Origin of the sequence: Limnohabitans sp. (assembly GCF_040401135.1) — a bacterium.
GTDB lineage: Bacteria > Pseudomonadota > Gammaproteobacteria > Burkholderiales > Burkholderiaceae_C > Limnohabitans.
Genome location: NZ_JBBAOV010000020.1, coordinates 1 through 13,450 on the forward strand (window position 1 = coordinate 1; position 13,450 = coordinate 13,450).

Annotated in this window: 13 protein-coding genes; 7 read left to right on the forward strand and 6 right to left on the reverse strand. The window is 58.7% G+C overall.

Features of this window, described 5'->3' with window-relative positions; translation table 11 throughout:
• On the reverse strand, positions 1-1,874 hold a 1,874-nt coding region (locus tag ABWP81_RS07090; RefSeq protein ID WP_353140634.1), incomplete at its 3' end, for a DNA methyltransferase.
• Positions 1,875-1,960: 86 nt separating this feature from the next.
• Between ABWP81_RS07090 and ABWP81_RS07095 the strand changes: the two genes are divergently transcribed.
• Positions 1,961-2,986: an alpha/beta fold hydrolase gene (locus tag ABWP81_RS07095; protein ID WP_353140637.1), complete on the forward strand. Its 1,026-nt coding sequence runs from the start codon at positions 1,961-1,963 to the stop codon at positions 2,984-2,986.
• Here the strand turns inward: ABWP81_RS07095 and ABWP81_RS07100 are convergent.
• Entirely contained in the window at positions 2,952-4,088 is a 1,137-nt protein-coding gene (locus tag ABWP81_RS07100) for a methyltransferase (protein ID WP_353140640.1), read from the reverse strand. The two genes, ABWP81_RS07095 and ABWP81_RS07100, sit on opposite strands and share 35 nt — an antisense overlap.
• Before the next feature lie 62 nt (positions 4,089-4,150).
• On the opposite strand from ABWP81_RS07100, the gene ABWP81_RS07105 reads away from it, so the two are divergent.
• From ABWP81_RS07105 to ABWP81_RS07125, 5 genes are read left to right on the forward strand one after another with little or no spacing between them, the layout of a single operon-like run.
• Complete coding sequence (locus tag ABWP81_RS07105) at positions 4,151-4,888, forward strand: endonuclease/exonuclease/phosphatase family protein (RefSeq protein ID WP_353140643.1); 738 nt, start codon at positions 4,151-4,153, stop codon at positions 4,886-4,888.
• Positions 4,885-6,069: a cardiolipin synthase ClsB gene (gene clsB, locus ABWP81_RS07110; RefSeq protein ID WP_353140646.1), complete on the forward strand. Its 1,185-nt coding sequence runs from the start codon at positions 4,885-4,887 to the stop codon at positions 6,067-6,069. Before ABWP81_RS07105 ends, clsB begins: the two co-directional genes overlap by 4 nt.
• A gap of 43 nt (positions 6,070-6,112) precedes the next feature.
• Entirely contained in the window at positions 6,113-6,811 is a 699-nt protein-coding gene (gene folE / locus ABWP81_RS07115) for a GTP cyclohydrolase I (protein ID WP_353136826.1), read from the forward strand.
• Between the two features lie 4 nt (positions 6,812-6,815).
• Positions 6,816-7,241, forward strand: coding sequence for a BLUF domain-containing protein (locus ABWP81_RS07120; protein WP_353136823.1), 426 nt, complete (start codon positions 6,816-6,818; stop codon positions 7,239-7,241).
• Position 7,242: 1 nt separating this feature from the next.
• Complete coding sequence (locus tag ABWP81_RS07125) at positions 7,243-8,100, forward strand: DUF429 domain-containing protein (RefSeq protein WP_353140649.1); 858 nt, start codon at positions 7,243-7,245, stop codon at positions 8,098-8,100.
• Here the strand turns inward: ABWP81_RS07125 and ABWP81_RS07130 are convergent.
• Complete coding sequence (locus tag ABWP81_RS07130; RefSeq protein ID WP_353140652.1) at positions 8,097-9,779, reverse strand: SulP family inorganic anion transporter; 1,683 nt, start codon at positions 9,777-9,779, stop codon at positions 8,097-8,099. The two genes, ABWP81_RS07125 and ABWP81_RS07130, sit on opposite strands and share 4 nt — an antisense overlap.
• A 75-nt stretch (positions 9,780-9,854) precedes the next feature.
• On the opposite strand from ABWP81_RS07130, the gene ABWP81_RS07135 reads away from it, so the two are divergent.
• The gene (locus tag ABWP81_RS07135) at positions 9,855-10,412 is read left to right on the forward strand and encodes a thermonuclease family protein (protein WP_353140655.1); all 558 of its coding nucleotides are present in this window, start codon (positions 9,855-9,857) and stop codon (positions 10,410-10,412) included.
• Here the strand turns inward: ABWP81_RS07135 and ABWP81_RS07140 are convergent.
• The 3 genes from ABWP81_RS07140 to gpmA all read right to left on the reverse strand — a co-directional run bounded on the left by ABWP81_RS07140 (position 10,372) and on the right by gpmA (position 13,437).
• A complete protein-coding gene (locus tag ABWP81_RS07140) occupies positions 10,372-11,133 on the reverse strand; it encodes a HesA/MoeB/ThiF family protein (protein ID WP_353140658.1) in 762 nt (253 codons plus the stop codon). The genes ABWP81_RS07135 and ABWP81_RS07140 overlap by 41 nt on opposite strands.
• Positions 11,134-11,151: 18 nt before the next feature.
• Entirely contained in the window at positions 11,152-12,615 is a 1,464-nt protein-coding gene (locus ABWP81_RS07145; RefSeq protein WP_353140661.1) for a S41 family peptidase, read from the reverse strand.
• Between the two features lie 78 nt (positions 12,616-12,693).
• Positions 12,694-13,437, reverse strand: a complete 744-nt coding sequence (gene gpmA, locus ABWP81_RS07150; RefSeq protein ID WP_353140664.1) for a 2,3-diphosphoglycerate-dependent phosphoglycerate mutase — start codon at positions 13,435-13,437, stop codon at positions 12,694-12,696.
• Positions 13,438-13,450: the final 13 nt, after the last annotated feature.

Below are 13,450 nucleotides of genomic sequence, written 5' to 3' on the forward strand. Positions count from 1 at the left end.
ACATCAGGCGCATCCACCAAATACGCATTGATGCGTTTGGCCAACACCGCATGCGGTTGGCCTTTGATGTCTTCGTATTCGTAAATGGTTTTCACAGCATGGCTGTCATGCCCAAAGCCCACGATGACGCAATGCACCGCCGCGTTGCCGCTGGCTTCGTTGCTCCACTGAAACGTGCGGTGCGCAAAGTTAATGTGCATGCCAAGCCGCTGCATCTCGCCCCACAGCACGGCCACTTGTTCGCCTTGGGTGATGCTGTTGGTGGATACAAACGCGGCTTGTGTGCCTGCTTGCCCTTGCAGGTATTGCGCGGCCAGCACGTACCAGCCGCACACCAAGTCGAGGTCGCCCGCGCCGTGTATGCCGTGCATCACCAAGGCTAGGTCGGCCTTTTGTTCTTTGCTTTGGTAGGTCTTGCCCAAGAACGGCGGATTGCCCAACACATAACTGCATCGCTGGGCGGGCAGCACGCGGTGCCAGTCCACGCGCAGGGCGTTGCCGTGTTGGATGTGCGGCGTGCTTTTGAGCGGGATGCGCGCAAAGTACAAACCAAACTCCACGCTCACGCGCAGGTTCATTTGGTGGTCCATCAGCCACAGGGCCACTTGGGCAATTTGCGCGGGAAATTCTTCAATCTCGATGCCGTAAAACTGGTCCACGTTCACGCCAATCAGGGCATGCACGTCCACGCTCAGTTGGCCTTTGTGGGCGCTTAGCTCGTGGTCGGCGCGCAGCACTTTTAGCTCTAGTTCGCGCAGCTCTCTGTAGCTGATGACAAGAAAGTTGCCGCAGCCGCAGGCTGGGTCAAAGAACGTCAGTTGGCGCAGCTTTTTATGAAACTCAAACAGCTTGTTACGGTGGCCTTTGATACGTTCAAACTCGGTGTGCAGCTCGTCTAGAAAAAGGGGCTTGATGAGCTTGAGGATGTTGGCCTCTGAGGTGTAGTGCGCGCCCAAGTTGCGGCGGGCCTTTTCGTCCATGATGCTTTGAAACAAGCTGCCAAAGATGGCGGGGCTGATGGCCGACCAATCGAGCGCACACGCATCCAGCAGTGCTTCGCGCATGGCGGTGCTGAAGTCGGCCATGGGCAGGGTTTCTTCAAACAGTTTGCCGTTGATGTACGCAAACCTGCCCAGTTGTTCGTCAATGTGATGGCTGCGCTGCGCCTCGTGCGTGTTGAGCACTTGAAACAGTTGGCCCAAGCGTGGCCCTAGGTCTGAGCCATCGGGCGCGGTGCGCTCTTCTACAAAGTCGCGAAACGATTGCGCGGGCTGAAAGATGCCGGTGTCGTCTGCAAACAAGCAAAACAGCAAGCGCACCAGCAGCACTTCTAGTGCGTGGCCTTCGTAGCCGCTGGCTTTGAGGGCGTCGTGCAAGCGGCCCATGCGTTCGGCGGCTTTGATGTTGACGGGGTCTTCTGCCCGAATGTCTTGCACTTTGTAGCCCGCCAGTAGGCCAAACAGTTTGATGTGTTTGTGCAGGTGCTGAAGCTCAAACTCCACGGTTTCGCCCGTGGCCAAAATGCGCACGCGAAAGCGGGCAAAGTCGCATACCACCACCAGTTGGGGCAGGTCGCGCTCGGTCAGGTGGTGCAGGTAGCCCACGGCTTGATCGACGGCATCGTCCAGGTTTTTGCCGCGTGACTTGTGCTCCACCAGCAGCACGCCGGGCCAAAACAAATCAACAAAGCCTTGTGCGCCGCCTAGCTTTTTGACGTTGAGCTCAAAGGTGGCCACACGTTTGTCGGTAATGCCAAAGATTTCAAAGAAGGCCAACCAAAAGGGCTTGGCCTCGCTGTCTTCGTTGCTCGCGTCGGCCCAGGTTTTGCTAAAAAGCAGTGCCCTAGATTTAATTTCGTTCCAGTTAATGCTCATAAAGTGCTCAATTAATGAGCTAGCATCGTACTAGAAAGTATTATTTTTAAAGATTAAACATCCATAAGCTAGGATGATTCGCACGTATGACCCTCTCTAAATTTCCCTCTCTCCAATTTCAGATCCCCAAAGCCCACCGCCACTTGGCCTTCAGCGCCGTGGGCGATGCGCACAGCCCGCATGTGTTGCTGTGTTTGCCTGGGCTTTTAGAAACCCGCGCCACGTTTGACTCGTTGTTGCAAGACGCCGAGGGGGTGCAAGGCCTGCGCGTGGTCAGCCTTGATTTGTGCGGGCGCGGCGACTCTGGCCCGTTGGCTGATGACAAGGGCTACACCATGCAGGTGTATCTAGAAGACACCGAGCATTTCATTCGCACCCAGCTCATGCCCGAGGGCCAACCCGTGCCTTGCATTGAGGTGCTGGGCACCAGCATGGGCGGCATTTTGGCGATGTATTTGGCGCACGATGCACGTAACCACATCAGCGGTTTGACGCTGAATGACATTGGCTTGGATTTGCCTTGGATGGCTATTTACGGCTTGTACGACGGCATGAAAAAAGCAGGCCGCTTGCCCACGCCCGAGGAGATGGCCGAAAAGTTAAATGTCAGCATCGGCGTGGCATTGGCGGTGCAGTCGCCCACGCACTTTGATTTGCCTTACCGCAAAGACTGGAAGGGCATGCAGTTTGGCCACTTGCTCAGCGGCTTCAAAGGCTCGGTGCGTTTGGTGCACGGCAGCGATTCAGGTGTGTGCACCGCCAAAGAGGTGAAAGACTTGCAGCGCGAATTTCCCAAAGCCAAAGTGCTGGAGGTGGCGGGTGCGGCTCACCCTGTGCCGTTCAATGCGGCGGTAAACAAGTTTGTGTTGAAGTCCTTGGGCTTGCCTGTGGCCTCAGCGGCCAAAGCAGAGCCAGCCGTGGCCTTGACGCAAATGGACATGGCGCTAGACGCAGGCCCAGTGCTGTTAGAAACTTCGGTGGCCACTGATGCGCCTGTAGCCGTGTTGCAGTCAATTGAGCCACCCGTGGAGGCGTTAAAGCCAACCCCTGCTCAGCCGCCTAGCCTGTGGGCGTGGCTCAAGCGGCAGCTGCTAGGCACCAAAGAGAAGTAACTTCTTTGGCGCGTGCGTCGTGCAGTGGGTCGGTGTCGTCGCTGGCTTTGCCGTGACGCGGCTTGATGTCGCTGCGGCCCAACACTTGCAAGCCCGCTTCGCTGATCCAGCCCAGCAGCTCGTCGCGGCTGCGCAGACCCAAGTGTTCGGCCAAGTCCGACAAGATAAGCCAGCCCTCGCCCTTGGGCGCGAGGTGCGCACGCAAGCCGCCCAGGAAACCACGCAGCATGCGGCTGCCTTCGTCATACACCGCGTGTTCGATGGGCGAGCTGGGCCGTGCGGGCACCCACGGCGGGTTGCACACAATCAGCGGTGCAAGGCCTTCGGGGAACAAGTCGGTTTGCAACAGCTCTACTTTGTCGATGCGTTGCAAGCGTTTGAGGTTTTCGCGCGCGCAGGCCAAGGCGCGTGGGTCTTGGTCGGTGGCCACAATGCGTTGCACCCCGCGCTTGGCCAACACGGCCGACAACACGCCCGTGCCCACGCCAATGTCAAAGGCCAATGATTTGTCTTTGATGGGCGCGTTGGCCACGAGGTCGACATACTCGCCACGCACGGGCGAGAACACCCCGTAATGCGGGTGAATGCGGTTGTTGGGCGCGTCACCCAAGGCGGCTATTTCGACGCCGTTTTTGCGCCACTCGTGTGCGCCCACCACGCCTAGCAACTCGCGCATAGACACCATGCAGGCTTCACCGTTGGCGGGCCCCCAGGCTTCGGTGCAGGCTAGCTTCAGGTCGGGTGCGCGGCGCAGGGGAATGGCGTAGTCGCCCTCCAGCGGCACGATGACCATGGCCAAGATGCGAGCGCGTTGGCCCAGCGCTAAACGGTGGGCATTGAATACTTGCAGGGGCGCCACTTCGGGTGCTGGCTTTTTGTTTTTCTTAGGCTTGCGCTCGGTGCGGCGTGCCAAGGCTTGCAGCAGTTGGCGTGCGTTGTGAAAGTCACCCTGCCACAACAGGCCCGTGCCCTCGCAGGCCAAGCGGTAGGCTGTGTCGGCTGACATGGTGTCGTCAGCTGCCACCACGCGGCGGGGGGCAGCAGCGCCGCTTTCGGCGCGCCATGTGGGAAGGTTGGGTAAGGTTTCTGGGGAGGTAAGCATGGCTCATCATAGAGGTCGCTATGTGGGGCCACGCTGCGTTGAGGCACACTTATGCGCAGAACATGAAAACATTTAAAGTTGCCACCTACAACATCCACAAAGGCGTGCAAGGCCACGGCCCTGCGCGTCGTTTAGAGATACACAACCTGGGCCTAGCGGTGGAGCAGTTTGATGCCGACGTGGTGTGCTTGCAAGAAGTGCGTGCGTTTAATCGACAACAGGCTCGCCGTTTCAAGCACTGGCCCCAGCAGGGCCAAGCTGATTTTTTGGCGCCCGAGGGCTACACGCCTGTGTACCGCACCAATGCCATCACCCAACACGGCGAGCATGGCAATGCGTTGCTTAGCCGTTGGCCCGTGTTGGAGCATCGCCACGAAGACATGTCAGACCACCGCCTAGAGCAGCGCGGCTTGTTGCATGCGACTTTGCAATTGCAAGCGCGTGAGCTGCACGTCATCGTCATGCATTTGGGGCTCTTGCCTGGCAGCCGCATGCGCCAAACGCAGCAGCTGCACGACTTCATCATGCGCGAAGTGCCCGCCGATGCGCCGCTGTTGGTGGCGGGTGACTTCAACGACTGGGGTAGCGCTGTGTCGCACAAGATGGCCGACGTGGGTTTGCACACCAACACGGGTAAAAAACACCCCACGTTTCCCGCACGTTTGCCCTTGGCGCAGCTTGATCATGTGTATGCGCGAGGCTTGCACCGCTTGGGCTCGCAGGTGCCCCGAGGCCCCATTTGGCGTCGCATGTCCGACCACTTACCACTGCTGGTGGAGTTTGCGTGGGACGCGCCATGAAGCGCTCGCACACAGAGCCACACGAGATGAGCCTGCTGACAGGCGGTGTGGATTTGTTTGCGGCGATGGTCAAGGCGGTGGATGCCGCGCAACACGAGGTGCTGCTAGAAACCTACATCTTTGACTTTGCAGGTGCAGGCGCCGAAGTAGCGCGTGCGCTGATGCGTGCAGCGCAGCGCGGTCTGCGCGTGTGTGTGGTGGTGGACGGTGTGGGCACGGGTGAGTTGCCCGCCTTGTGGGCTGATCAGTTTGCGCAAACGGGTGTGCAAGTGCGCGTGTTTGCACCCGCTGTGGGTTTGGGATTTTGGCTGCCTAGCCGTTGGCGGCGCTTGCACCGCAAGCTGTGCGTGGTGGACAACGCAGTGGCGTTTTGTGGCGGCATCAACATCTTGGATGACTACCTAGACCCGCATGTGGAAGGCTTGCTCAAGTCGCCGCGGCTGGACTACGCCGTGAGCATGCGCGGCCCTTTGGTAAAGGCCGCCTACGACACCATGACGCAGCTGTGGTCGCGCATCGAGGCCGTGCGCGAGCTGCGCAGCCAAGACCTGAGCGGTGCCATGGACGCCTTGCGCGGGGCATCGCAAAGCTTGCACTTTCCTGCGCTGGGTGAGGCGCAGCTGGTGTTGCGCGACAACGTACGCCACCGTTCCCACATTGAGCGCACCTATCGCAAAGCGATTGGCGCAGCGCGACACGACATCCTTGTGGCCAGTGCTTATTTTTTTCCGGGTCTGCGTTTGCGCCGAGCGCTGGCGACGGCAGCGCGTCGTGGCGTGCGTGTGCGTTTGTTGCTGCAAGGCCAGTACGAATATTTTGTGCCCTACCGCGCGGCGCGTCAGTTGTACGGCCAGTTGATTACGGCGGGTGTGGAAATTCATGAGTATCACGCCAGCTTTTTGCACGCCAAAGTGGCGGTGGTAGACGGCAAGTGGCTGACCGTGGGCTCGTCCAATCTAGATCCTTTTAGTTTGTTGCTGGCGCGTGAGGCCAATGTGGTGGCGCACAACCCGCCTTTGGCGCAAACCTTGCAAGCCAGTTTGATCAATGCCATTGAGCAAGGCGCTACCCGCGTGGACCCGCTCGCCTATCTCAACCGTGGTGTGTGGGAGCGTTTGGTGGATGCGTTGGCCTCGGCTGTGCTTCGTTTTGGCGTGTTTTTGACCGGCAAGCCATACTGAGTGCGCCGTCTAAGGTTTTTGCTTCGCTGATACCATCCCCCCCATGACAGCAAAAGACAACTTCGAAGGCACGCCGGTTTCAGTGAAGATTCGTGAGCGCATCGCCGCCGCACGCAAACGCTTCCATTCCAATGACAACATTGCTGATTTCATTCAGCCGGGTGAGTTGGAGGCTTTGCTTGACGAAGTCGAAGTCAAAATGCAAGGCGTGCTTGATAGCTTGGTGATTGACACCGAGCACGACCACAACACGGGCGATACCGCCCGACGCGTGGCCAAGATGTACCTGCAAGAGGTCTTCAAAGGCCGCTATGTACCAGCCCCCGCCATCACCGAATTTCCCAACGCCGAGCACTTGAACGAGCTGATGATTGTCGGCCCCATCACTGTGCGCAGCGCTTGCAGCCACCACTTTTGCCCCGTGATTGGCAAGATTTGGATTGGCGTGTTGCCCAACGAACGCACCAACGTGATTGGCTTGTCCAAATACGCACGCTTGGCCGAGTGGGTCATGGGCCGCCCTCAAATTCAAGAAGAGGCCGTGGTGCAACTGGCCGACCTGATTCAATCCAAAACTCAGCCCGATGGCTTAGCCATCGTTATGGAGGCTAGCCACTTCTGCATGTCTTGGCGCGGTGTGAAAGACATGGACAGCAAGATGCTCAACTCGGTCATGCGTGGTGCTTTCTTGAAAGACCCCAACTTGCGCCGCGAATTTTTGTCTCTCATTCCTAAAGGTTGATGCCATGCTCGTTCGTCTGTTGTATGTGAGCCGGTCTGTCCACCCTGAGACGCCCGACGAAACGGAATCTATCTTGAACAGCTCACGCGAGCACAACATTGCCAACGGCATCACCGGCGTGCTGTGTTTTGGTGGCGGCATTTATTTGCAAGCCATCGAAGGTGGCCGCAACCAAGTGAATGCGCTCTACACCCATATCGTCAAAGACCCACGCCATAAAGACGTGGTGGTCTTGGCGTATCAAGAAATCTCAGAGCGCCGCTTTGGCGGCTGGACTATGGGTCATGTGCGCCTAGACAAGCTCAACCCGTCCATCGTGTTGAAGTACTCCGAAACCCCCGAGCTCGACCCCTACGGCGTGTCGGGCAATGTGTCCTTCGCGCTGCTAGAAGAGCTGATGGCCACCGCGTCCATCGTCGGTCGCGCTTGATGTGAACTTGATTGGCTGCGACTTCAGCAGCAGCCCCTCCAAACGTAAACCCATCGTCGTGGCTGTCGGCCACGCCAAGGCTGGCCGCGTGCAGTTGCAAAGCCTGCAGCGGTTTGACGCCCTTGCCGCGTTTGCCGATTGGCTCAAACAGCCCCAAGCGTGGGTGGGTGGTTTTGATTTGCCATTTGGCTTGCCGCGTGAGTTGGTGCAGACGCTAGGCTGGCCCAACGACTGGCTGGCCTGCATGCAGCACTACACCGCACTTAGCCGCGCCGAGATACGCGACACCTTCAAAGCCTTTTGTGATGCGCGACCCGTGGGCGGCAAGTTTGCGCACCGCGCCACAGACACGCCTGCGGGCTCTAGCCCGTCGATGAAGTGGGTCAACCCGCCCGTGGCCTACATGCTGCATGCGGGTGTGCCGCTGCTGATTAAGGCGGGCGTGACGCTGCCGCGTTTACATGCACCTGCTGTGTTGGCCGACGAGCCTGCGCCATCTGTTTCATCATCCTCGTCACTGCGCATCGCGTTAGAAGCCTACCCGGGCCTGCTGGCGCGTGAACTGATTGGCAACACCTCCTACAAAAGCGACGATAAAGCCAAGCAAACCCCCGAGCGTTTGATTGCCCGCAAACAACTCTTGCAGGCGTTAGAAGTGGGTCAAACCCGTTTGGGCCTGCGCCTCAAACTTACCCACGCCCAGCACGACACCTTGGTGGACGATGCCAGCGGCGACAGCCTAGACGCAGTGTTGTGCATGGTGCAATCTGCGTGGGCGCAAGCTCAGCACGAGGCAGGTGATGCGCACTATGGCTTGCCTGACTGTGATCCGCTCGAAGGCTGGATCGTTACGGCTTAGATAAACCACCCCATCTCCCCAGGCAATGCCTCCAGTTGCCGCAGATGCGCAATTGCTTCCGTATCCGTCCGATACAAGTGAAGCCCCGCATGCGCTTGCAGGCAGCCTGCGCGGCGCAGCACGGTTTCTACTGGTAGCTTCATGCCGCTGATGTGTAGGCTGATACTGCGCTCGCGCAGCATGACTTCAAGCTTGGCGAGGCTCTCCACGCCGGTGGCGTCGATGCGGTTGATGGGCATTGCAAACAAGCACACATGGGCCACGGTAGGGTGCTGGCCTAGGTGCTCCATCACGTTGCGCTCAAGGGTGCTGGCGGCTGCAAAGTCCAGCTCGGCGTCCATGCGCAGAGCGTAGAGGTGGGGCGCTAAGGGTGGCAGTTTCCAAAGGTGGCGGTCGCGCAGGCTGCCGTCGGGGTGCAGGCCGACTTCAATGATGCGCGGGTGCAAGCGTGTGTGCAAAAAGTGGCTTAGGCCCATCACCACACCGGCCAGCACACCCCAATACAAACGCGGGGCCGAGAGCAAGGTAATCACAAACGTCAGTACCGCCGTGGCCGCCTCCACACGGTTAATTTTGTAAAGCTTCACAAACGCGTGCGGCTTGATGAGCCCCAGCACCGCCGCCACCACAATGGCCGCCAATACCGACTGCGGAACTGGTTGCAACACGGCGGTGAAGAACAAGAGGATGACCAAAATCACCGCCACCGAAAATACGGTGGCCCACGCCGACTGGGCGCCTGCATACAGGTTGAGCGCTGAGCGGCTGAACGACGAACTGGTGGGAAACGCGCCGCACAAACCCGACGCTACTTTGGCCAAGCCTTGGCCAATCAAGTCTTGGTCTTGGTCCCAGCGTTTGCTGCTGCGGTCGTTGTCCACTTTGGCGCTGGACGCAGTTTCTAAAAAGCTCACCAGCGTGATGACCAACGTGGGCAGCACCAGCTGCTTCAGCACATCCCACTCAATCACGCTGGGCACAAATAGCGCCGGCAAGCCCTGCGGCAACGCGCCCACCACCGCTGTGCCAGATGCCTCTAGCCCCAGCGCCCAGCTGCCGCCCGCCGCGCCCAGCACCACCACCAACACGGTGGGGAAGGTGGGCCGCCAGCGGCGTGCCAACAACAGCACCGCAACTGTGACTACGCCAAACACTAGGCTGGCCCAATCAATGCCAGCGCCCGTGATCAGGGTTGACCAGCCGTTTGTCAAACCCAACAACGCTGGAATTTGCGACGAAATGATCAGCACGCCCGCACCCTGTGTGAATGCCATCAACACCGGCGAGCTGACCAAGTTCAGCAGCCAGCCAAACCGCGCAAAGCCCAGTACCACTTGCATCAAACCCGTCATGAGCGACAGCCACACCGTGAGGTTGACCCACTCGGCGCTGCCAGGCGCTGCCATGCCATTGAGCGAGGCCGATACCAAAATAGCCGTGAGCGCCGTAGGCCCCACCGACAAACGCTGCGAAGCGCTGAACAGCACCGCCATCAGCGCTGGCAACAACGATGCATAAATGCCCGTGACCAGCGGCATGCCCGCCAGCGCCGCATACGCCACGCCCTGGGGAATGACCATCAGGCCCACGCTCAGACCCGCAAAGGCTTCGCTCTTGAGGAGTTGAGGGGTAGGCTTAGGCCAACTGAGAAATGGGAGCCATTGTTTTGCAAAACGCATCCGCCAATCGTAACGGCTGGCTCACCATCTGATACGCGATGGTTTGCACAATACGTTTTTGGTTTGAGGCGGCTGATGAACTTTACGTGGAGCAAGCAAACAACAGCACAGACGCAGGGTATGTGGGCGTTGTTGCGAGCTTTGGCAGCTTCGCTCTTGGTGTTCGTGTTCGTGTTCGTGTGCGCCGCCAAGCCAGCGCATGCCTGGCCCGGCATCGTCACCCACGTGACCGATGGCGACACCGTGTGGGTGCAGCCACTGCAGGGAGGCGAGGCACACAAGGTGCGACTGCTGGGCATTGATGCCCCCGAGATTTGCCAGCTTTGGGGACCGCAGTCACGCGCCGCATTGCATGCGGTGCTACTGGGCCAAGTGGTGGAGGTGACGGCCCGCACACGCGACAGCTATGGCCGTTTGCTGGCGCAACTTAGCCGCCAAGGCAATGATGTGGGCGCGTGGATGGTGGGGCAGGGCTACGCGTGGTCATACAGTTACAAAAACAACGCTGGCCCTTATGAGGCTCTGCAGCTGTATGCGCAAACGCAACACCTCGGTTTGTTTTCAGATGGGCGAGCCTTGCAGCCGAGGTGGTTTAGAAAGCGGTTTGGGTCGTGCCACACACCGGGCAGCTAAGGTTGCGCTGCAAGCGCACTTCGTTCCATGCCATGTCACGGCCATCCAGCATTTGCAGACGGCCCGTCAAGCGCGAACCAATGCCCGCGATAAGCTTGACGGCCTCCATGGCTTGCATCGTGCCCACCACGCCCACCAGGGGTGCGAGCACGCCCATAGTGGCGCACGTCACTTCTTCGGGTGCTTCGCTAGGCGGAAAGATGCAGGCGTAGCAGGGTGACTTGTCGTCACGCGCGTCGTACACCGCCAGTTGGCCATCCATGCGAATGGCCGCGCCTGAAACCAAGGGAACTTTGTGCTTCACGCATGCAGCGTTCACGGCTTGGCGAGTCTCAAAGTTGTCGCAGCAGTCCACCACCACGGTCACGGTGGGCACGAGGGAATCTAGTTGGGCGGCGTCTAGCTTGTAGGCCAGCGGTGTTACCCGCACTTCGGGGTTGAGGGCCAGCATGGTTTGTGCGGCTGACGCGACCTTGGGCTGACCCACACGCGAGGTGGTGTGAGCAATTTGGCGTTGCAGGTTGGTCAGGTCCACCACATCGTGGTCGGCAATCGAAATATGGCCTACGCCGCTAGCTGCCAAGTACATCGCCACCGGAGAACCCAAACCACCTGCGCCGACGATCAGCACATGGCTGTCAATTAAGCGCTGCTGGCCTTCGATGCCCACCTCGTCCAGCAGGATGTGGCGCGAATAACGCAGCAGTTGGTCGTCGTTCACCGCAGAGTTACTCGTGAGTTACTTGTCTTTCTTCTCAGCAACAGGGCGCTCGCTTTGCGTCTTGCTGGCCAATACGGGTTGGCCTTTGAGTCGCTTCAAGGCTTGCTCAAGTTGGAAGTCTTTGTCGCTGCCAAACTCGGGTGGGCGGCGCTCGCTGTTGGGCTTTTTGGATTCTTCTTCCAAACGCTTCATGGCTTCTTCGCGAGCCTTTTCTTTTTCTTTCTCTTTGGCTGCGTCTTTGGCGTCTTTGCCTTGGCCGCTTTCTAAATGTTTGTCCAGGTCGGCTTCACGCATGCGCAAAACGGCAAATGGGCTGCCCTCGGCGGTGTCGTCCAGCAACACATCGGGCACGATGCCCTTGGCTTGAATGCTGCGGCCATTGGGTGTGTAGTAACGCGCGGTGGTGATTTTCAAGGCGGTATCAGGGCCCAACTGGCGCACAGTTTGCACCGAGCCTTTGCCAAAGGTTTGGCTGCCCATGATGGTGGCACGTTTGTGATCTTGCAAAGCACCAGCCACAATTTCGCTGGCTGAGGCCGAGCCTTCATTCACCAACACCACCAGTGGCACGGTACGGTAAATGCCTTTGGTGTTTTGATGCATACGGGCCACGGGGTCATTGCCGCTGTTGCGGCGGTAAAACTCGGGCGAGGCTTTGTAAACAAACTTGCTCTCAGCCAATTGGCCGTTGGTAGACACCACAGAGATGTTCTCAGGCAAGAACATGGCAGACACCGCTACTGCTGCGTCCAGCAAGCCACCTGGGTCGTTGCGCAGGTCAACCACCAAACCTTTGAGCTTGGGTTCTTGTTTGTAAATTTCTTCCAGCTTCTTGATGAAGTCGTCCACCGAGCGGTCTTGGAACTGGCTGAGGCGAATCCAGGCGTAGCCAGACTCCATCACTTTGCCCTTGACACTTTGGGTTTTGATTTCTTCGCGCACGATGTTCACAGGGAAGGTGCGGTTTTCGTCCTTGCGGAAGATGGTGAGCATGACCTTGGTGCCAGGCTCGCCACGCATGCGTTTGACCGCCTCGTTGAGCGACAGGCCTTTGACCGCGGTGTCGTCAATTCGGGTGATCAAGTCGCCCGACTTCATGCCCGCACGGAAAGCGGGTGAGCCTTCGATGGGCGACACCACTTTGATGAGTCCTTCTTCTTGGGTGATCTCAATGCCCACGCCCACAAAGCGGCCCGTGGTGCCTTCACGGAATTCTTTGAACGTCTTTTTGTCGTAATACTGCGAGTGGGGGTCAAGGCTGGCCACCATGCCGGTGATGGCGTCACTGATAAGTTTTTTCTCGTCTACGGGCTCGACGTAGTCGCTCTTGACCATGCTGAACACGGCAGCGAGTTGCTGCAGTTCTTCCAGGGGCAGCGGCGCCATGTTGGCACGAGCAGCGGTTTGCAGTGAAACGGTGGTCAGTGCCCCGGTCAAAGCGCCGATGGCGATCCAACCTGCGATCTTGAGTTTTTGACGCATGTTGCCCTTGAATGTTAACTAGTTTCTAAATGTGCTCAATATACAACGCGTCCAATGGGCGCGCTCTAAAAGGGACGATTAAGCCTGGCCGTGAGCGGCTGACGCTGCGGCGGCTTTGGCGGCTGCCTCAGCGTCGCCCAAATAGTAGTGACGAATGGGTTTGAGGTTGTCGTCCAGTTCATACACTAGGGGTATGCCATTGGGAATGTTCAAGCCCACGATGTCTTGGTCGCTGATGCCGTCCAAATATTTGATCAGCGCACGAATCGAGTTGCCATGAGCGGCCACCACAATGCGTTTGCCTGCTTTGATGGCTGGAGCCATGGACTCGTTCCAGAATGGAATGACGCGCTCCACGGTGTCTTTTAAACACTCGGTCAGCGGCACTTGGGCGGTGTCAAGCTTGGCGTAGCGGGCGTCGCCGCGTTCGCTGCGGGGGTCGTGTGCTTCTAGCTCCGGCGGTGGGGTGTCGTAGCTGCGGCGCCAGACCAGCACTTGCGCGTCACCATATTGCTTGGCCATGTCGGCTTTGTTCAAGCCCTGCAAGCCGCCGTAGTGGCGCTCGTTCAGACGCCAGCTTTTCATGACGGGTAACCACGTGCAGTCCATCTCGTCCAAGGCAAGGTACAGGGTGCGAATGGCGCGTTTCAACACGCTGGTGTAGGCCACGTCAAAAGCAAAGCCTTCGGCTTTTAAAAGCTTGCCGGCGTTCTTGGCTTGTTCGATACCCGTAGGGGTGAGGTCCACATCCGTCCAGCCGGTAAAGCGGTTTTCAAGGTTCCAGGTGGATTCGCCGTGGCGGATTAATACGAGCTTGTACATGGTTTAAATCAGC